We start from the raw sequence: 19222 nt of genomic DNA on the forward strand, positions 1-19222 counted from the left end.
AGCGGGGCCACTCAGCCTCCGGCGACGCAGAAGGCGTTGCCTTCGGGGTCGGCCAGCACCACCCAGTCGAAGTCCTCGCCGAAGCTGTGCCGGCCGGTTTCCCGGGCGCCGAGGCCGACCAGGCGTGCGACCTCGGCGTCCTTGTCGGCGGTGTGCAGGTCCAGGTGCACCTTGTTCTTCCCGGGCGTCGGATCGGGCACGCGCTGGAAGCCCAACGCCGGACCGCCCTGGCGCACCACCATCACGAATTCGCCTGGTGCGACGGCATTCACCTCCCCCTCCACGACCTCGGACCACCACACGGCCAGGCCGTCGGGGTCAGCACAGTCGATGGTGATCATCGCCACATCCAGAGCCATGGGCTGACTGTAGGTCAGCCCGGTGACAGAAATGCGTGAAGCGCCGCGGAATAGTCGGCGACATCGGCGGCGCCCATCACCTCGCGCGCCGAATGCATGGCCAGCTGCGGCGCGCCGACGTCGACGGTCGGGATGCCGGTGCGGGCGGCGGTCATGGGGCCGATGGTGGACCCGCAGGGCAGGTCGGCGCGGTGCTCGTAGCGCTGCAGCGGCACCCCGGCCTGCGCGCATGCCAGCGCGAACGCGGCCGCGGTCCGTCCGTCGGTGGCGTAGCGCAGGTTGGGCTGCACCTTGAGCACCGGCCCGCCGTTGACCTCGATGAGGTGTCCGGGTTCGTGCCGGTCCGGGTAGTTGGGGTGGGTCGCGTGCGCCATGTCGCCGGAGGCCACCATCGACTCGGGCAGCCGGCGCAGGAAGTCCTCCCGGCCCCCGCCCGCGGCGAGGGTGATCCGCTCCAGCACGGTCAGCAGCAGTTCCGACTGCGCTCCGTGATCGGACTGGGAGCCGACCTCCTCGTGGTCGAAGAGCACCAGCACCGGCGTCACCGCGCCGCCGGCGGCAGCGGCCAGGAACGCCTGCAGGCCCGCGTAGCAGGTGGCCTGGTTGTCCAGCCTGGGGGCACTGACCAGCGCACCGTCGGCGCCTACCCGCCGGGAGGGAGCCAGGTCGTGGGTCATCAGGTCGAAGCCGAGCACCTCGCCGGCGTGGACGCCGGCCCGTTCGGCGACATGGCCGAGAAACGATCGGGTGCCCCCTCCCACGCCCCATACCGCGTTGACGTGGCGTTGCGGGTTGAGCTCGACCGCCTTGCGGTCCTCGGCGAGGTGGATGGCCAGCTGCGGCACCCGCAGCAACGGTTCGTCGATCCGGACCAACCGGTGCTCGACGGCATTGCCTGCCCGCACCGACAGCCGGCCGCTGACACCCAGCTCGCGGTCGAGCCACGAGTTCAGCCACGCACCGCCGTAGGGCTGCAGCGCCACCACCTGCCAGCCCGCCACGTAACGGTCCGGGTGCTGTTTGACCCGCAGGTTGGGGCTGTCGGTGTGGGCACCGACGACCCGAAACGGCCGGAACGCGCCGGCGTCGGCGGGTCCACCGGAGCGCCAGGCGATCAGCGAGCCGGCCCGCACGACGAAGTGATCTCCGACCGCAGGCCAGGGGTCACTCTCGGAGAGTTCGGTGAACCCGGCGGCCAGCAGCCGGTCGGCCGCGGTGCGGCACACGTGGAACGGCGAGGGGGACGCGTCGACGAAATCACAGAGTCCGTCGGCGGTCGCCGTGAGCGGAGAGAGCGCAGATTCAGCCATAGCAAGCTCATCCTTACCCCAAGAACAAGATCAAGTGCAGCTAGGGTGATCACGTGGTCCGCCCGCAGCCGGTTCTCACCCCGCTCAGTCCCGCGGCGATCTTCCTGGTGGCGACGATCAACGACAGTCCGTCGGCGCCCGGGCGGGTCCGCGACGCCCTCGCAGAACTGTCCGGCCTGGTTCGCGCGGTCGGTTTCCGGGTGCCCGACGCGCAGTTGCGGCTGATCGCCGGCATCGGTTCGGCCGCCTGGGACCGGTTGTTCTGCGGCCCGCGACCGGCCCGGCTGCACGAGTTCGTGGAGCTCACCGGCGCCCGCCACCACGCCCCGTCCACCCCGGGTGATCTGCTGTTCCACATCAAGGGCGGCTCGCTGGACGTCTGCTTCGAGCTCGGCGGCCGGGTCCTCGCGGCGATGGGCGGCGCGGTGACCGTCGTCGACGAGGTGCACGGGTTCAAGTTCTTCGAGCAGCGCGACCTGCTGGGCTTCGTCGACGGCACCGAGAATCCGAACGGACCGGACGCGGTGGACGCGGTGCAGATCGGCGCCGAGGACCCCGAGTTCTCTGGGGCCAGCTACGTGCACGTCCAGCGCTACCGCCACGACATGGACGCATGGAACTCACTCAGCGTCACCGAGCAGGAACTGGTGATCGGCCGCACCAAACTCGAGGACATCGAACTCGACGACGCGGTCAAACCCACCAACTCGCACGTCGCACTGAATTCGATCGAGGACGAGGACGGCAACGAGCTGCAGGTCGTGCGCGCGAACATGCCGTTCGGCAGCCTCGGTGACGGCGAGTCGGGCACGTACTACATCGCCTACGCCGCGGATCCCGCCGTGACCGAGCGGATGCTGGTCAACATGTTCATCGGTGATCCGCCGGGCAACACCGACCGGATCCTCGACTTCTCCACCGCCGAGACCGGATCGCTGTTCTTCGTCCCCACCATCGACTTCCTCGACGATCCCCCGGAGCTCCCGGCAGAGAGCGCCGAGCTCGCGCCATCCCCCACGCCCCCGGCATATCCGGGCTCGCTGGCGATCGGCAGTCTGAAAGGGCAACCGCAATGAACAACCTGTACCGAGAACTGGCACCGGTCACCGACGCCGCCTGGGCCGAGATCGAGCAGGAGGCCACCCGCACGTTCAAGCGGCACATCGCCGGCCGTCGCGTCGTCGACGTCAGCGAGCCGGGCGGTCCGGTGACCGCCGCGGTGAGCACCGGCCACCTGCTCGACGTGACCGCTCCCGGTGACGGTGTGATCGCCCACCTGCGGGATGCGCGGCCGCTGGTGCGGCTGCGGGTGCCGTTCACCGTCCTGCGTGCCGACATCGACGACGTCGAGCGGGGCTCACAGGATTCGGACTGGGACCCGGTCAAGGAGGCGGCCAAGAAGCTGGCCTTCGTCGAGGACCGGGCCATCTTCGAGGGCTACGAGGCGGCCCACATCGGTGGCGTGCGCAAGTGCAGCTCCAATCCGGCGCTGGCGCTGCCCGACGATCCGCGCGAGATTCCCGACGTGATCGCCCAGGCGCTCAGCGAGCTGCGGCTTGCCGGGGTGGACGGTCCCTACAGCGTGTTGCTGTCGGCCGACGTCTACACCAAGGTGGCCGAGACCACCGCGCACGGCTATCCGATCCTCGAGCACATCAACCGGCTGGTCGACGGTGACATCATCTGGGCGCCCGCCATCGACGGCGCGTTCGTGATGTCCACCCGCGGAGGCGATTTCGACCTCCAGCTGGGTACCGACGTGTCCATCGGGTACCTGTCCCACGACGCCGAGACGGTGCAGCTGTACCTGCAGGAGACCATGACATTCCTGTGCTACACCGCCGAGGCGTCGGTCGCGCTGACGCCCTAAGCGGCCAGCACCGCGTCCAGCGCGGAGTAGAACAACCCCAGCCCGTCGTCGGACGGTCCGGTGAGCGCTTCGGTGGCGTGCTCGGGGTGCGGCATCAACCCGACGACGCGACCGTTGGCGGAGCTGATGCCGGCGATGTCGCGCATCGACCCGTTCAGGTTCTCGCGGTAGCGGAACACCACGCGTCCCTCGCCCTCGAGTTCGTCGAGCACGTTCTGGGCGGCGACGTAACGACCCTCGCCGGATTTCAGCGGCACCAGCAGGTCGGCGCCCTGCTCGTAGCGCGTCGTCCACGCCGTCGAGTTGGAGGCGACCTCCAGCCACACGTCGCGGCAGATGAAGTGCAGCCCGGCGTTGCGGGTCAGTGCACCGGGCAGCAGCCCCGCCTCGCAGAGCACCTGGAATCCGTTGCAGATACCCAGCACCGGCATGCCCCGCCCGGCGGCGGCGACCACTTCGCCCATCACCGGCGCGAACCGGGCGATGGCCCCGCACCGCAGGTAGTCACCGTAGGAGAAGCCGCCCGGAACGATGACCGCGTCGACACCCTTGAGGTCGGCGTCGGCGTGCCACAGGCTGACCGCCTCGCCGCCGGCGAGGCGCACCGCGCGGGCGGCGTCGATGTCGTCGAGGGTGCCGGGGAACGTGATGACGCCGACCCGGGTCATGCGCCGCTCTCCCTGCTGACCGTCCAGTCCTCGATCACGGTGTTGGCCAGCAGGGACTCGGCGATCTCGGCGAGCTTCTCGTCGTCGATGCCCTCGTCGACCTCCAGCTCGAATCGCTTCCCCTGCCGGACGTCGGAGACACCGTCGAAACCCAGCCTGCCCAGGGCGCCGACGATGGCCTGTCCCTGGGGGTCGAGGATCTCGGTCTTCGGCATGACGTGCACTACCACCTTTGCCACGGCGATCACTCTACCTGCGGCGACACCGCGTGCTCGCCCCACGCACGCCGAGGCGCCCGCAGCGGGTATGCATGAGGTCATGCAGCTCACACACTTCGGCCATTCCTGCCTGCTGGCGAGCTTCCCCGACGGGTCCGGCTCGCAGACCACGGTGCTGTTCGACCCCGGCACCTTCTCCCACGGCTTCGAGGGCATCACCGGTCTGTCGGCGATCCTGGTCACCCACCAGCATCCCGACCACGCCGACACCGAGCGGCTGCCGGCACTGATCGAGGCCAACCCGGACGCCGCGCTGTACGCCGATCCGCAGACCGCCGCCCAGCTCGGCGAGCCGTGGCAGGCCGTCAACGTCGGCGACCAGCTGTCGATCGGTCATCTCACCGTGCGCGGCACCGGCGGCACCCACGCCGTCATCCACCCCGAGCTACCCGTCATCGACAACATCTCCTACCTCGTCGGCGACGGCGAGCACGCTGCCAGGCTCATGCATCCCGGCGATGCGCTGTTCGTCCCCGACGAACCCGTCGACGTGCTGGCCACGCCGGCGGCGGCGCCATGGATGAAGATCTCCGAGGCGGTGGACTACCTGCGCGCGGTGGCGCCGACGCACGCCGTGCCCATTCATCAGGGCATCATCGACCCGGTCGCGCGACCGATCTTCTACGGCCGCCTCACCGAGATGACGGACACCGACTTCCGGGTTCTCGAACCCGAGAGCGGCACCGACTTCTGAGCGAATCGGGCGCGTTCGTGCACCGCCGATGTCGCGTTGCGCGCCGGATCCGCTAGGAAACCGCGCGGGCGGCGGCGCGCCCGGCGGCCCGCCCGGAGAACACGCACCCACCCAGGAACGTGCCCTCCAGCGACCGGTAGCCGTGCACGCCGCCCCCACCGAAACCGGCGGCCTCCCCCGCTGCGTACAGGCCCGGCAGCGCCTCGCCGTCGGCGCGCAGCACCTGCGAGTCCAGGTCGGTCTGCAGGCCGCCCAACGACTTGCGGGTCAGGATGTGCAGCTTCACCGCGATCAACGGACCGGCCTTCGGGTCGGTCAGCCGGTGCGGGGCGACGACGCGGCTCACCCGGTCGGCCAGGTAGCCGCGCGCCGCGCGGATCGCGGTGATCTGGCTGTCCTTGGTGAAGCGGTTGGCCACTTCCCGGTCGCGGGCGGTGACCTCGGCCTCCACCGTGGCGAGGTCGAGCGGCTCGACATCGGGCACGGTGTTCATCGCGGCCACCAGGTCACGCAGCGAGTCGGCGGTCACGAAGTCGACGCCCTTGTCGACGAACGCGTGCACCGGCGCGGGCCCGTTGCGGGCCCGGTCGAGCACCGCGCGCAGGCTGCGGCCGGTCAGGTCGGGGTTCTGTTCCTGCCCGGACAGGCCGAATTCCTTGTCGATGATGCGCTTGTTGAGCACGAACCAGGTGTAGTCGTGCCCGGTGCGCGCGATGTGCTCGAGCGTGCCGAGGGTGTCGAAGCCCGGGTACAGCGGCGCAGGCAGCCGCTTGCCCGTGGCGTCCAGCCACAGCGACGAGGGCCCGGGCAGGATCCGGATGCCGTGCAAGGGCCAGATCGGGTCGTAGTTGGTGATGCCCTCGGTGTAGTGCCACATGCGGTCGCTGTTGATGACGTTGGCGCCGGCCGCCTCGGAGATGCCCAGCATGCGGCCGTCGACATGCGCGGGCACCCCGCTGAGCAGCTGTTCGGGTACGCGGCCCATCCGCGCCGGCCAGTTCTTGCGCACCAGGTCGTGGTTACCGCCGATGCCGCCGCTGGCCACCACGACGGCCTGCGCGCGGAACTCGAAGTCGCCGACGACCTGCCGGGACGACGCGACGCCGCGGGCAGCTGTGCAGGGCTCCAGCACCGCGCCACGCACCCCGACGACGGCACCGTCGTCGACGATCAGCTCGTCGACGCGGTGCCGGTAGGCGAACCGCACCCGGTCCCCGGTGAGCCGCCGCGCGAAGATGTCGACCAGAGCGGGGCCGGTCCCCCAGGTGATGTGGAAGCGGGGCACCGAGTTGCCGTGCCCGCGGGCGTCGTAACCGCCGCGTTCGGCCCAGCCCACCATCGCGAAGGTCTGTAGGCCCCGGTCACGCAGCCAGGCGCGCTTCTCCCCCGCGGCGAAGTCGACATAGGCATGTGCCCACTGCCGGGGCCAGTGGTCTTCGGGACGGTCGAAGCCTGCGGTGCCCAACCAGTCCTGCAGAGCCAGTTCGTGGCTGTCGCGGATGCCGAGCCGACGCTGTTCGGGGCTGTCGACGAAGAACAGCCCGCCGAACGACCAGTAGGCCTGGCCGCCGAGGTTGGCCGCATTCTCCTGGTCGACGATCAGGACGCGACGGCCGCGCTCGAGGAGTTCGCACGCCGCGACCAGACCCGCCAGCCCGGCGCCCACCACGATGACATCAGCTTGATCAGCCATGGCGCCAATCTAGCCAGTGCGGCCCCTCAGGCGGCGTCGGTCAGCACAGGTCGCTGCTGCTGCCAGGCGTACACCGTCGGTGCGCTGGCGTGCAGCAGCGCCAAGTCGACCGCGTCCAGCATGGCCTGGCGAGGTCCCGGACGGCGCAGGTGGCGGGCGGCGACACCGACGCGGACGATGCCGTCCCGGCGTGCGGTGCGCTCGGCCGAGAGCACCAGCGTGCGGCACCACCACGGCTCGGCCAGAAAACCCTCCCCGATGCCGAGAACCCGGGCGCGCACGGTGTCGTCACGGACCAGGTCGATGATCCCGCTCAGCCCGGCAACCAGACGGAAACCGTTTCGTGGCAATGCCTTCAGCGCTCCCTGCGAGACATTCCAGCCGGGCGCGGCGAACAGGCGGGTGCGCAGACCGAGGTGCTCGAGGATCCGGTCGGCGGCCATCAACCGCAGGTTGGCCTCGTGGGCCTGCAGGGTGGCGAACTCGCCGCGGCGGGCCTTGGTGGCGGCCTCGTCGTAACCGTGCAACACGATCGCGTCCCCACCGGCACGCCGATCCGCCAGCCAGCCGACCGTGTCGTCGTCGCGGTCGAGGCGGTAGCCGCCCTTCATCCGCGGCGCGACCAGGAACGACACCGGGACGCCGCGGTTGTCGAGGTGACCGCAGAACGCGGCGACGTCGTCGACGGTGCGGTCACTGATACCGGAGATCGAGACGATCAGTTGTCCTGCCACACCCGCAGTGTGGCAACTCCAGGTGTCCAGGCAGTGGACAACACGGCGACGGCGGGTGTCATCTTGCCGGCTCGCCTTCGCTGCCGACCGCTAGCGGGGCACGACCTCTTCGATCGCCGCGATGACCTCCGGGGCGTCGGGAGCGGTGCGCGGCCGGAAGCGCCTGACCACGGTGCCGTCCGGGGCGACCAGGAACTTCTCGAAGTTCCACTGCACGTCACCGGCTTCGCCCGAGTCGTCGGCCACCTTGGTGAGCGCGGCATACAGCGGGTGCTGACCGGGACCGTTGACTTCGGACTTGGCGAGCAGCGGGAACGTCACGCCGTAGGTGGTCGAGCAGAACGTCAGGATCTCGTCGGGGCTGCCGGGTTCCTGCCCCATGAACTGGTTGCACGGCACGCCGATGACGGTCAGCCCGCGCGCGGCGTAGTCCTTGGCGAGCCTCTCCAGCGCCTCGTACTGCGGGGTGAGCCCGCACTTGGACGCGACGTTCACCACCAGCGCGGCGCCGTCGGTCAGCTCGGCCAGCGTGGTGGGCCGGCCAGCGAGAGTCGTCAGGGGGATGTCATTCAGCGCTGAATCGGTCATGCACCCCGACGGTACCGGTGGCTCATTTCGTGAACAGCATCTGGGCCATCCGTTGCATCGTTGCCACGGCGTCGGCGTCCGTGTCGATCGCTTCGTTGAGCCACAGCATCGCGAACCCGTGAACCAGCGACCACGCCGCCAGCCCCGCGGCCTCGGGGTCGCCCTTGGCGCGGGGGTCGTCAAGCGTGGCCACACCGGCGGCCAGCTCCGAACCGGCGGCGGCCTGTGCGGCCACCAGTTCGGCGTCGTCGGGGTGGACCAGCGATCGGTCGAACATCACCTCGTAGTGACCCGGATGCTGCACCGCGAAGCGCACATAGGCCAATGCGGCGTGGGTGAACTCGGGTCTGGCGTCGGCCAGCGCCACCGCGAGCATGCGCCAACCCTGGGCGGCGAGTGCGGTGAACAATCCGCGGCGATCGGCGAAATGGTGGGCCGGAGCGGCATGCGACACCCCGGCCGCGCGGGCCAGCTCGCGCAGCGACACCCCGTCGGCCCCGCGCTCGGCCACGAGGTCGGCGGCGTGCGCGAGGATCACGGCTTTCAAGTCGCCGTGGTGGTAGCTGTCCCGCTTCACCGCCCGATCATACCGAAATCTTGACAGTGCCTAGATTTCTTCTGCGCCGGCTTCACCCGTCTCGCCGGCTGCGCCGGCTTCACCCGTCTCGCCGGCTGCGCCGGCGGTCTCCAGGAGCCAGGCGAACTGGAACGCCGTCTCTTTCCACCGCTCGTAGCGACCGCTGATGCCGCCGTGGCCGGCGTTCATCTCAGTCTTGAGCAGCACCCTGGCGCCTTCGGCCTCGGGATCTTGTTGCGCGTGCCGAAGTGCGGCGACCCATTTCGCCGGCTCGGTGTAGTAGACCCGGGTGTCGTTGAGCGACGTCATCGCCAGGATCGCCGGGTACTGGCGGGTCTCGACATTCTCGTACGGCGCATAGGACTTCATGTAGTGGTAGACGTCGGGATCCTCCAGCGGATTGCCCCATTCGTCCCATTCGGTGACGGTCAGCGGCAGCGACGGATCCAGGATCGTGGTCAACGGGTCGACGAACGGCACGCTGGCGAGGATCCCGGCGAACAGATCGGGCGCCATGTTGGCCACCGCACCCATCAGCAGGCCACCGGCGCTGCCCCCGTAGGCGACCATGTTCTCCGCTCGGGTGACGTCCGTGCCGACGAGATGGCTTGCCACGGAGATGAAATCGGTGAACGTGTTGCGCTTCTCCAGCATCTTGCCGTGTTCGTACCAGGGCCGGCCGAGCTCACCCCCGCCGCGGACGTGCGCGACGGCGAACGCCATGCCGCGGTCGAGCAGCGACAACCGGGCGATGGAGAAGCGGGGATCCTCGCACGCCTCGTAGGCACCGTAGCCGTACAGCAGCACCGGCGCCGGATACTGCAGACCCACCCGGTGCACGATCGAGATGGGCACCCGCGCCCCGTCGGAGGCGACCGCCCAATCGCGGCGCTCGACGTAATCCTGTGGGCGGTAGTCACCCAGCACGGGCTGCTCGCGCAGCAGCGTGCGCTCGCCGGAGGCCAGGTCCAGGTCGTAGATCTGCACCGGCGTGACGAACGACGTTGCGCCGATGCGCATCTTGGGCGCGCTCCAGTTCGGGTTCGCCGACAACCCCACCGACATCAACTCCGAGTCGAACGTGATGTCACTGGCCTGGCCGTATCCCGATTCGCCGACCGGCCACAGCTGGATGCGCGGCAGCGCGTCGGCACGGTAGCTGACCACGAGGTGCCCGTCGAACGCATCGACCGCATCGAGTCGCACATCTCCGCGGTGCTCGATGAGGGTGCGCAGGTCGGTCGGATCGCTGACGGGTGCGTCGACGAGCGTGAAGTTCTCCGCCCCGTCGTTGTGCAGGATGAGGAAGCGGTCCTCCCCGCCGACGACGGCGTGGTCGAGTGAGTACTCGATGCCGTCGCGGCGCGGCCACACCGTCTGGAAGGTGGCGTCGGGGTCGGCAGCGTCGGCGTAGCGCATCTCCGAGGTCACCGCGCTGCCCGCGGCGATCAGGACGTATTTGTTGCTGCGGGTGCGCCCGACCGCTACCCAGAAGCGTTCGTCGGGTTCGTGATACACCTGCTCGTCTGGGGCGTCCGAACCGAGTCGGTGCCGCCACACGGTGTCCGGCCGCCAGGCCTCGTCGACGGTCACGTAGTAGACGGTGTTGCCGTCCGCACCCCACGTCGCTCCGGCACCCACACCGCTGATCTCGTCGGCATACCGCTCGCCGGTGCGTAAGTCCTTGAACCGCAGCGTGTACCGCTCGTCACCCTTGACATCCACCGAGTAGGCCAGGATGTTGCCGTCGATGCTGACAGTGGCCGCACCCAGGGAGAAGAAGTCGTGGCCTTCGGCTTCGACGTTCTCGTCCAGCAACACCTGCTCGCCGGGGATCTCGGTGGCCTCGTCGAACTGGGGCGGCGTCCAGTCATCGGGATCGGTGACGGGGCAACGGCATTGCACACCGTACTGCTTGCCCTGGAAGCTGCGCCCGTAGTACCACCATGGTCCCCGCCGAGTCGGCACAGACAGGTCGGTCTCCTTGGTGCGCGCCTTGATCTCGTCGAAGATCTTCTGTCGCAACGGCGCCAGATCGGCTGTGACGTGTTCGGTGAAGGCGTTCTCCGCATCGAGGTAGTCGATGACCTCCTGGTCGGACTTGTCGCGCAGCCACTCGTACGGGTCGATGAAGACATCGCCGTGATGTTCGCGGCGGGTGTCGACCCGTTTGGCGACGGGTGGCTTCACGCGTTTCCTCCGATCCAGTCGTCGAAGCGCAGACCCGAAATACGTTCGTACGCTTCGATGTAGCGCGCCCTGGTGGCCGCCACGATGTCGGGCGGCAGCGGCGGCGGGGGTTGGTCCCCGTGCCGGTCCCAGCCCGATTCGGCTCCGGTGAGCCAGTTACGCACGAACTGCTTGTCGAAGCTCTGCTGCACCTGACCCTCGGTGTAGTCGTCGGCGCGCCAGTAGCGCGATGAGTCCGGGGTGAACACCTCGTCGGCGAGCTTGAGCTCGCCGTGGGCGTCCACCCCGAACTCGAATTTGGTGTCGGCGACGATGATGCCCTTGGTCAGGGCGTGCTCGGCGCCCTGAGTGTAGGTGTGCAGGGTCCGGTCGCGGACTTCGGCGGCACGCTCGGCGCCGACGGCTGCCACCACGTCGTCGAAGGTGATGTTCTCGTCGTGCTGCCCGAACTCGGCCTTGCTGGCAGGGGTGAACAATGGTTCGGCGAAGCGGCTGGCCTCGGTCAATCCGGCCGGTAGCGCGATGCCGCACACTGCCCCGGTGTTCTGGTAGTCGATGAGCCCGGAACCGGTCAGGTATCCGCGGGCCACCGCTTCGACCGGAAGCATCTCCAGTTGCTCGACGACCAGAGCGCGGCCCAGCACGTCGGCCGGGATGCGTTCGTCGTCGGGCGGGCCGGCCAGGTGGTTCGGTGAGTCGACGAGGTCGAAGAAGAACACGCTCATGGCGGTCAGGATGCGGCCCTTGTCAGGAATCTCGGAGTCCAGGATGTGGTCGTAGGCCGAGATCCGGTCGCTGGCCACGAACAGCAGATGCCCGTCGTCGATGCGGTAGAGCTCTCGGACCTTGCCGCTGGCCAGATGCTGGTAGTCGGACAGAGCGGGACGCATCGGGCCAGCCTAACGGTCGGCCCGAGCGCTTCCGTGTGCTGTGATCGATCCATGAGATCGCGGTGGGTTCCCTATGCCACAACGCCGGCACGCTTGATCCGGCAGGTGATCAGCGATGTCGTGGTCCTCACCTGGACCGTCATCTGGGTGATGGTCGGCACGGCGGTGCACTCGGCGGTGTCGGTGATCGCCGATTTCGGCTACCAGGTCCAGAGCGGCGCCAACGGGGTGGCCGGCAATCTGGATTCGGCGGGTGACAGCGCGGACGGGATCCCGCTGATCGGAGATGCGCTGGCCAGCCCGCTGACCGGGGCGGGTGACGCAGCGCGGGAGATCGCCGGCGCCGGTCAGACCCTGGGTGTCACGGCGGCGTGGCTGGCCTGGGTGCTCGCGCTGGCGGTGGCGGCGCCGCCGATCCTGGCGTTGATGATGCCGTGGCTTTTCCTCCGGGTGCGGTTCTTCCGGCGCAAGTGGACGGCGGTGACACTGGCTTCGACGGCCGCCGGTGAACAGCTCCTGGCGTTGCGCGCGCTGGCCAACCGCCCGCTGGCGAAGTTGGCCGCGGTCAGCGCCGACCCGGTCGGGGCTTGGCGCTACCAGGATCCGGTGGCGATCAGGGGTTTGGCGGCCCTGGAGCTGCGCGCCGCGGGCATCCGCGTCAAGGCGATCCCGAGCCCGGACTGAACGGGTCGATCACCCGAACATCCGCTTGAACGCGGTGCCGAACGGATGCCGCGCGGTCACCGAACCGAATCGGACGCGTCCGGTGACGACGACGTGCAGGTGCCGCGACGGCGGGCTGGTGGCCACCTTCACCGTGGTCGAGCCGCCGACCGTGGTGATCCCGTTGAGGTCGGCGGTCGCACCGTCGGGCAGCACCAGGTCGGTGGAGCTGAAGTAGTCGTCGACGTCGATGTGCACGACGGGGCTCTGCAGCACCGCGGAGGTGAAGTCGAGCGTCGTCGAGCACATCCGGGTGACCAGCCTCAGCCGAGGTGCGACAGTCCACTGGCCCTTGCGGGACACGCTCGACATCCAGCTACTCAGCACCTCCGGCGCCGCCGCGGCCGGCTCGCGGCGCACGTGAGGCAGATCGGCGATGACGGTGTCGAGCTCCGGACGGGTGCGCGCGGTCAGCACGACATCCAGCCGCTCGCTGTACTCGTCGAGCGACAGCATCCCCTGACCTACCGCATGTTCGAGGATCTTCGTCACCGCGGAGCGGTCGGCATCCGAAGCCCGCATCTGTGGTGATCGGTCGAAGTCGCCGGGGCCTGAACTCATGGGGTGAACTCGACGACGAGGTGGCGGATCCCGGTGTGCCGATTGCTGCGGGCCCACTCCACCGGAGCGGCCAGCCGCACCTCGGAATAGCGTCCCAGGATCTCCTCGAACAACACCCGCAGCTCCAGGCGGGCGAGGTTCGCGCCGAGGCAGTAGTGCACGCCATGGCCGAAGCCCATGTGTGGGTTGGGCTTTCGCCGGATGTCGAAGAGTCCGGGGTCGGCGAACACAGCGCCGTCGCGGTTGGCCGAACCCTCCCAGACGAGCACCTTCTGCCCCGGCTCCAGGGACTGCCCGCCGAGGGTGGCGGGTCTGGTGACGGTGCGTCGTTTGGACGGCGACGGGGCGGTCCAGCGGACCATCTCCTCGATCGCCGTCGGGAGCAGGGCGGGGTCGGCGCGCAGCTCGCGATAGGCGTCAGGATGTTCGGCCAGTGCCAGCAGCCCGCCCGCGATCGCGTTGCGAGTGGTCTCGGCTCCAGCGCTGAACAGCAGGTTGAAGAACAGATAGCTCTCGATGTCCGACAGTTCGGGGTCGGCGGAGTTCACCACCACCGACAGCATGTCGTCGCTGGGCTGGGCCCGCTTGGCCGCGATCAGTTCCTGCCCGTAGGCATACATCCGGGAGCCGGCCTCTTCGACGGAGAGCCGGGTGATCGACGCCTTGCGCGATCCGCCGAAGTCGAAGCTCGGCTCGATCGCCTCGAACAGCCAATGGCGTTCGGACTCCGGCACTCCCAGCAGGATGCAGATCATCTGCATCGGCACTTCGGCGGCCACGTCGACCAGGAAGTCGAACGGTTCGCCGCGCGGTGCGTCGTCCAGCAGCCGGCACGCACGCTCACGCAGGTCGTCCTCCACGCGCCGAATCATGCGCGGGGTCAACCCCGAGCTGACCAGCCGGCGCACCGCGGCATGGCGCGGGTCGTCCATCATGTTCAACAGCTGCCCGGCGATCGGCAGGTCCTGCAGCAGGGTGCCGCCGAACGGGCGCTCGCCGCCGGTCACCGACGAGTAGGTGTCCGGGTCACGCAGCACCGCAAGGGTTTCGGCGTGCGTGGCCACCGACCAGAAACCTTCCCCGTCGGGGGTGTTCTCGGTGGGTGCGTGCCAATACACCGGGGCCTGCTCACGGTGCAGCGCGAACAGGGCGTGGGGAAATCCGTCGGCGAAGTTGTCCAGGTCGGTGAAGTCGATCTGGGCAAGCTGCTGCGTCAGCGTCACAAGATGGCTCCCGAGGTGTACTTCGCGGCTTCGGGGTAGCGGCTCACGAGGTCGTCGACGGCGGCGACGACGCGGTCCACCTGATCGCTCGCCGCGCCGGTGAACGCCTGCTTGTCGGCCAGCGCGCCCTCGAGCGCGGCTCGGTCCAGCGGCAGTCGCGGGTCGGCGGCCAGGCGGTCGAGCAGGTCGGGCTCGGCGCCGCGTTCCCGCATCGCGAGCGCCACCGCGACGGCGTGCTCCTTGATGACCTCGTGGGCGGTCTCGCGCCCGACGCCGGCCCGCACCGCGGCGATCAGGATGCGGGTGGTGGCCAGGAACGGCAGATAACGGTCGAGTTCGCGCTGGATCACCGCCGGGTAGGCACCGAACTCGTCGAGCACCGTCAGGAACGTCTCGGTCTGCCCGTCGATCGCGAAGAACGCATCCGGCAGTGCCACCCGGCGCACCACCGAGCAGAACACGTCGCCTTCGTTCCACTGCGCACCGGCGAGCTCGCCGGCCATTGACGCGTATCCGCGCAGCACCACCTGCAGCCCGTTGACCCGCTCGCAGCTGCGGGTGTTCATCTTGTGCGGCATCGCCGAGGAGCCGACCTGGCCGGGCGCGAAGCCTTCGGTGACCAGCTCGTGGCCGGCCATCAACCGGATGGTGTGCGCGAGCGAGGACGGACCGGCGCCGAGCTGCACGAGCGCCGACACGACGTCATGGTCGAGCGACCGGGGATAGACCTGACCGACGCTGGTGAGGATGTCGGTGAAGCCCAGAAAGGTCGCGACGCGGCTTTCCAGTTCGGCGAGGCGCTCGGTGTCGCCGTCGAACAGATCGAGCATGTCCTGCGCGGTGCCCATCGGGCCCTTTATGCCGCGCAGCGGGTAGCGGTCGATGAGTTCACGCAGCCGTTGCAACGCCACCAGCATCTCCTGGGCGGCCGAGGCGAACCGCTTACCCAGCGTGGTCGCCTGGGCGGCGACGTTGTGGCTGCGCCCGGCCATCACCAACTCGCGGTAGAGGGCAGCCCGCTCGGCCAAGCGCGCGACGACCGCGACGCCGTGGGAGAACACCAACTCCAGTGAACGGCGGATCTGCATCTGCTCGACGTTCTCGGTGAGATCCCGGCTGGTCATGCCCTTGTGCACGTGCTCGTGGCCGGCCAGCGCGTTGAACTCCTCGATGCGCGCCTTGACGTCGTGGCGCAACACCCGCTCACGCGCGGCGATGGAGTCGAGGTCGACCGTCTCCAGCACTCGCTCGTAGTCGGCGAGCACGCCGTCGGGGACTCCCACACCCAGTTCAGCCTGCGCGCGCAGCACCGCCAACCACAGCCGGCGTTCGGCGACGATCTTGGCCTCCGGCGACCAGATCGCCACCATGTCCTCGCTGGCGTAACGGCTGGCCAACACGTTCGGGATACTCACGGACAAACAGCCTATCGGCCGTGCGGCACAGTAGAGCCGTGCACTTCGTCGGTCTGGACCTCGCCTGGGGTCAACGCAAACCCACCGGGGTGGCTGTCGTCGACGGCAGCGGCCGGCTCGTGTCTGCTTCTGCGGCCACCGATGACGCCAGCATCCGCGCCGCCGTAGGGACCTATACCGAGGGTGACTGTGTCGTCGGCATCGACGCGCCGATCGTCGTCACCAACCCGAGTGGGCAACGCCCTGCCGAACGCGCCCTGAACGCCGACTTCGCCCGCTTCCAGGCCGGCGCGCATCCGTCCAACACCGGGAAGCCCGAATTCGCGCACGGCACCCGGGCGGGGCGCCTGGCCGACGACCTGGAACTCGACATCGATCCGCACGGCGGCCGGCCGCGCCGTGCCATCGAGGTCTATCCCCACGCCGCCACGGTCGCGTTGTTCCGGCTGGGCCGCACCCTGAAGTACAAGGCCAAGCAGGGCCGCAGCGTGGCGCAGCTGCGCGCCGAACTGCTCCGGCTGATGGAGCACATCGAGGGGCTCGCCAGCGCCGACCCGCCGCTGCGCGTCGTCGACTGCGAGGACTGGGTCCAGTTGCGCGCCGCCGCCGAGAAGGCCGAACGCAAGAGCGAGCTGCGGCGCGTCGAGGACCCCGTCGATGCGGTGCTGTGCGCCTACGTCGCCTACTACTCCGAGCGCCGGCCCTCGGAGGTGACCGTGTACGGCGACGCGGCGACCGGCTTCATCGTGACGCCGACGCTGCCGTCGGATCTGGAACCGGCCCCGCCGGAACCCACGCCCGGGACCGTGCACGATGCCATCGCGACGTTCGCCGATCGTCGACCACAGCTGGCGCGGTCGACCGAGCACTACCTCTCGGTGGTCACCAGCCTGCTCGACGACGCCGGGATCAACTATCTGAGCGTCACGGCACGCACCAAGACGGTGGCGTCGTTCGCGGCGAAAGCCGACCGGCACCTCGACGGACGACGGCTCTACACCGATCCGCTCTCCGAGATCACCGACCAGATCGGGTTGCGGGTGATCACCTACCTGCGCGACGACGTCGCCGCCGTCGCCAATCTGCTCGGAGAGGAGATGCGACTGCTCGACGACCGCGACATGGGCGTCGAGACCGCCAGCGAGGGCAGGTGGGGGTACGCCAGCAGGCATCTGCTGGTGGCTGTCGAGGGCGAACAACAGCCGGCGTCGGTGCAGGTCCGCACGATCTTGCAGCACGCCTGGGCGGAATTCGAGCACGACATTCGCTACAAGGGCTCGATTCCGGAGGAGGACGCACCCGATTTGGACCGCCGCTTCACGCTGGCGGCCGGTCTGCTGGAGTTGGCCGACCGTGAGTTCTCGGCCATCCGTGAGCGGCTGCGCTCCACCGGGCCCACGGAGCGCGCGCCGCTGGAGACGTCTGATCCGAGGATTCCGACGCCGGTGCTGGCGACCTACCTCGGCAACCGGTTCCCGGAGGCGGGTTGGTCGCGGACCGACCATTACGCCTGGATCGCCGGACTGTTGCTGGACCTCGGAATCGACTCGGTCGACGAGGTGGACGCCGTGCTGAACGGTGTGGACACCGACCGGGTGAACGCCTCGATGGGCTACCACTATCCGGCCGGCGCGGTGCGTCGTCTCGACGACGTGTTGCTGGCGGTGTTCGGTACCCGCTACATCGACCTGCCCGGCAATGCGCATCGTACGAAGCTGCTGCACAACAGGTTTGCCCGGATTTCCAGCATCGAATCCGGCAAGGCCGACTAGGTCCGGCTGGCTGGTGCGGGTGAAGGCCCAGTCAGAACGGGGGCGGCCTGTTGTGCTCGGCGGCTCTCTCCTCGTTGAGCTTGCGCTCCGCAGCGATGGCCCGGATCCTGTTCTGCGCGCGAGTTTGTCGACGCCGCGGCATCAGCGCGCCGCGCGCGTCACTGGAGTCGAGCTCCGGCGGGTCACCCGGCCACAGCTCCCCGGTGGGCCGGCACAACGAGGGAAACAGCAAGGCACTGCCCGGCTTTGTCGTGTAGACGTGCCCCGTTGGACTGGTCCAGATGACGGTGCCGTCGGGCAGCTGACGGTCGCGCCAGCCGGTCGGCCCGCTCCAGAAGGTTTTCAGCAAATGATGAAAACGGCACAGGCACTTGAGGTTCGACGGGTGAGTCGGTCCGATCGGATAAGGCACCGTGTGGTCGATGTCGGCCAGCGAGGCGGGCCGATCGCAGCCAGGGAACCGGCAGGTCAGGTCACGGCAGCGGACGAACGCGGCGGTGGCGGCAGATGGAGTGTAGCGGGGTTCGGGATCGGTGATCCCCGGGTGAAGCACCTCACGGAACCGGGCGCCGTCCATCACCTGAGCCAGGAGCCAGTTCGGAGTGACACCGGCACCAAATATGAAGGCCGGCGGAGCCTTCGGCACCTTGCATTCAGCCGCGTCCGTCACGTCCGGCTCAGCCGACCCAGCCACATTCGGTCCAGCCGCCCTGTCGCGCGCCACTTCCTCGCAATCGCGCTGGGCATCGTCGTCGAGCCTGTGAGTGGAATCGGGATTTGAGGCATCTGCTGCTTCGGCTATGGCGGCCCGCTCGGCGATGACGTAGACGGTGGTGTCGCGGGCGGGCCGCCTGCCGGCCGCCTCGCAGCCCTCCGTCCCGCACTGACAGGGCAGGCTGTCCATCTCGAGACCGAGGGCCGCGAAGGCGTCGTTGCGTCGCTCGTCGAGGCTGCGCGGGTCAGCCTCGCAGACGCTGTGAGCCAGGTCCTCCACCCGCGCTCTCATGGCTGCGGCGTCGGCGGCATTCATTCGCGCGTACAGGCTGGTGATGCCCGGAACGTCCTTCGGGCCGCCGAATTCCACCGTGCGTGACGAGCCCGATTCGCGGCTGCGTCGCAGCGCCCCCGGGTCGTGGCGGTCGACGATCGCGTCGATGGCACGTTCGACTTTGGGCGCCGACAGAGGTCCCCAGCCGGTGATCACCTCGGCGAGTTCTGCGTCCACGGCCGCCATCGCGGTCTCGTCGTCGATCAGGTAGGTGCGCCACACGATGGCGCGCACCAGGATGTCGTTGATCAGGCCGGCCTCGAACAGCGCCGCCACTCTGGGCAGCCGGTCACGCAATGCCACCCCACGGTGGGTCTGAGCCAACGCCAGCCCTTGCGTCAGATCGAGAGCGGCGGCCAGCTCGGCGGCCACCGCGGCATCCGGATCGACCCACCAGTCTTCTCGCTCCTCAGCAGCCAGACCGGTGCGGCGGGCGAAGAGTTCGGCCATCACCGCCAGCTTGCGCGCGCCCGCCGCGTTCTCCGTCCGCGCCCAGCCCCGCGCCGCGTCGACGAGCTCGCGCGCACTCAGTTTCCCCAGGGAGGGAATCTCCGGCAGCGATTCGTCGAACATGTGTTCGATTCTATGTCGGCCCGCCGACATGCGGCCAACACAAGTTGGGCGCCCTG

At 69.1% G+C, this 19222-nt stretch carries 19 protein-coding genes; 5 read left to right on the forward strand and 14 right to left on the reverse strand.

Features of this window, described 5'->3' with window-relative positions:
- Window positions 1-11: 11 nt before the first annotated feature.
- Window positions 12-359 (reverse strand): VOC family protein, encoded by a 348-nt coding sequence (locus tag J3476_RS00175; RefSeq protein ID WP_207064615.1) that lies wholly within the window; start codon window positions 357-359, stop codon window positions 12-14.
- Window positions 360-373: 14 nt separating this feature from the next.
- Entirely contained in the window at window positions 374-1669 is a 1296-nt protein-coding gene (locus tag J3476_RS00180; RefSeq protein WP_207064616.1) for a M18 family aminopeptidase, read from the reverse strand.
- A 53-nt stretch (window positions 1670-1722) separates the two neighbouring features.
- Between J3476_RS00180 and J3476_RS00185 the strand changes: the two genes are divergently transcribed.
- Together J3476_RS00185 and J3476_RS00190 are read left to right on the forward strand one after the other, a co-directional pair.
- A complete protein-coding gene (locus tag J3476_RS00185; RefSeq protein WP_207064617.1) occupies window positions 1723-2745 on the forward strand; it encodes a Dyp-type peroxidase in 1023 nt (340 codons plus the stop codon).
- Window positions 2742-3539: a family 1 encapsulin nanocompartment shell protein gene (locus J3476_RS00190; RefSeq protein WP_207064618.1), complete on the forward strand. Its 798-nt coding sequence runs from the start codon at window positions 2742-2744 to the stop codon at window positions 3537-3539. The genes J3476_RS00185 and J3476_RS00190 overlap by 4 nt, the downstream gene beginning before the upstream one ends.
- On the opposite strand, the gene purQ is transcribed toward J3476_RS00190, so the two are convergent.
- Window positions 3536-4207, reverse strand: a complete 672-nt coding sequence (purQ, locus tag J3476_RS00195) for a phosphoribosylformylglycinamidine synthase subunit PurQ (RefSeq protein WP_207064619.1) — start codon at window positions 4205-4207, stop codon at window positions 3536-3538. The genes J3476_RS00190 and purQ overlap by 4 nt on opposite strands.
- Window positions 4204-4446 (reverse strand): phosphoribosylformylglycinamidine synthase subunit PurS, encoded by a 243-nt coding sequence (gene purS / locus J3476_RS00200; protein WP_152518745.1) that lies wholly within the window; start codon window positions 4444-4446, stop codon window positions 4204-4206. Before purS ends, purQ begins: the two co-directional genes overlap by 4 nt.
- Before the next feature lie 79 nt (window positions 4447-4525).
- Between purS and J3476_RS00205 the strand changes: the two genes are divergently transcribed.
- Window positions 4526-5179: an MBL fold metallo-hydrolase gene (locus J3476_RS00205; protein ID WP_207064620.1), complete on the forward strand. Its 654-nt coding sequence runs from the start codon at window positions 4526-4528 to the stop codon at window positions 5177-5179.
- A gap of 52 nt (window positions 5180-5231) precedes the next feature.
- On the opposite strand, the gene J3476_RS00210 is transcribed toward J3476_RS00205, so the two are convergent.
- The 6 genes from J3476_RS00210 to J3476_RS00235 form a co-directional block, all read right to left on the reverse strand.
- Window positions 5232-6872 carry an FAD-binding dehydrogenase gene (locus J3476_RS00210; protein ID WP_207064621.1) on the reverse strand — a complete coding sequence of 547 codons (1641 nt, stop codon included), beginning with the start codon at window positions 6870-6872 and terminating at the stop codon, window positions 5232-5234.
- A gap of 26 nt (window positions 6873-6898) precedes the next feature.
- Window positions 6899-7606, reverse strand: a complete 708-nt coding sequence (locus J3476_RS00215) for a DUF2334 domain-containing protein (RefSeq protein ID WP_207064622.1) — start codon at window positions 7604-7606, stop codon at window positions 6899-6901.
- A gap of 90 nt (window positions 7607-7696) precedes the next feature.
- Window positions 7697-8194 (reverse strand): glutathione peroxidase, encoded by a 498-nt coding sequence (locus tag J3476_RS00220; RefSeq protein ID WP_207064623.1) that lies wholly within the window; start codon window positions 8192-8194, stop codon window positions 7697-7699.
- Window positions 8195-8216: 22 nt separating this feature from the next.
- Window positions 8217-8771, reverse strand: a complete 555-nt coding sequence (locus J3476_RS00225) for a TetR/AcrR family transcriptional regulator (RefSeq protein WP_207064624.1) — start codon at window positions 8769-8771, stop codon at window positions 8217-8219.
- A gap of 30 nt (window positions 8772-8801) precedes the next feature.
- A complete protein-coding gene (locus J3476_RS00230) occupies window positions 8802-10961 on the reverse strand; it encodes a S9 family peptidase (protein WP_207064625.1) in 2160 nt (719 codons plus the stop codon).
- Window positions 10958-11851: a phosphoribosylaminoimidazolesuccinocarboxamide synthase gene (locus tag J3476_RS00235; protein ID WP_207064626.1), complete on the reverse strand. Its 894-nt coding sequence runs from the start codon at window positions 11849-11851 to the stop codon at window positions 10958-10960. Before J3476_RS00235 ends, J3476_RS00230 begins: the two co-directional genes overlap by 4 nt.
- 51 nt (window positions 11852-11902) lie before the next feature.
- Between J3476_RS00235 and J3476_RS00240 the strand changes: the two genes are divergently transcribed.
- A complete protein-coding gene (locus J3476_RS00240) occupies window positions 11903-12535 on the forward strand; it encodes a hypothetical protein (RefSeq protein WP_207064627.1) in 633 nt (210 codons plus the stop codon).
- Between the two features lie 9 nt (window positions 12536-12544).
- Here the strand turns inward: J3476_RS00240 and J3476_RS00245 are convergent, their stop codons facing one another.
- Genes J3476_RS00245 through purB form a run of 3 tightly spaced genes read right to left on the reverse strand, consistent with a single transcriptional unit; the run spans window position 12545 to window position 15773 of the window.
- Entirely contained in the window at window positions 12545-13135 is a 591-nt protein-coding gene (locus J3476_RS00245; RefSeq protein WP_286182451.1) for a DUF1707 domain-containing protein, read from the reverse strand.
- Entirely contained in the window at window positions 13132-14358 is a 1227-nt protein-coding gene (locus tag J3476_RS00250) for a cytochrome P450 (protein ID WP_207064628.1), read from the reverse strand. The genes J3476_RS00245 and J3476_RS00250 overlap by 4 nt, the downstream gene beginning before the upstream one ends.
- Window positions 14355-15773, reverse strand: a complete 1419-nt coding sequence (gene purB, locus J3476_RS00255; RefSeq protein ID WP_207064629.1) for an adenylosuccinate lyase — start codon at window positions 15771-15773, stop codon at window positions 14355-14357. The genes J3476_RS00250 and purB overlap by 4 nt, the downstream gene beginning before the upstream one ends.
- Before the next feature lie 38 nt (window positions 15774-15811).
- On the opposite strand from purB, the gene relZ reads away from it, so the two are divergent.
- Entirely contained in the window at window positions 15812-17545 is a 1734-nt protein-coding gene (relZ, locus tag J3476_RS00260; protein ID WP_207064681.1) for a DUF429 domain-containing protein, read from the forward strand.
- A gap of 31 nt (window positions 17546-17576) precedes the next feature.
- Here relZ and J3476_RS00265 read toward each other — a convergent pair whose 3' ends face one another.
- Window positions 17577-19166 (reverse strand): HNH endonuclease signature motif containing protein, encoded by a 1590-nt coding sequence (locus J3476_RS00265; RefSeq protein WP_207064630.1) that lies wholly within the window; start codon window positions 19164-19166, stop codon window positions 17577-17579.
- Window positions 19167-19222 lie beyond the last annotated feature (56 nt).

This window comes from Mycobacterium sp. PO1, from assembly GCF_017312405.1.
In the GTDB taxonomy this organism is placed as follows: domain Bacteria; phylum Actinomycetota; class Actinomycetes; order Mycobacteriales; family Mycobacteriaceae; genus Mycobacterium.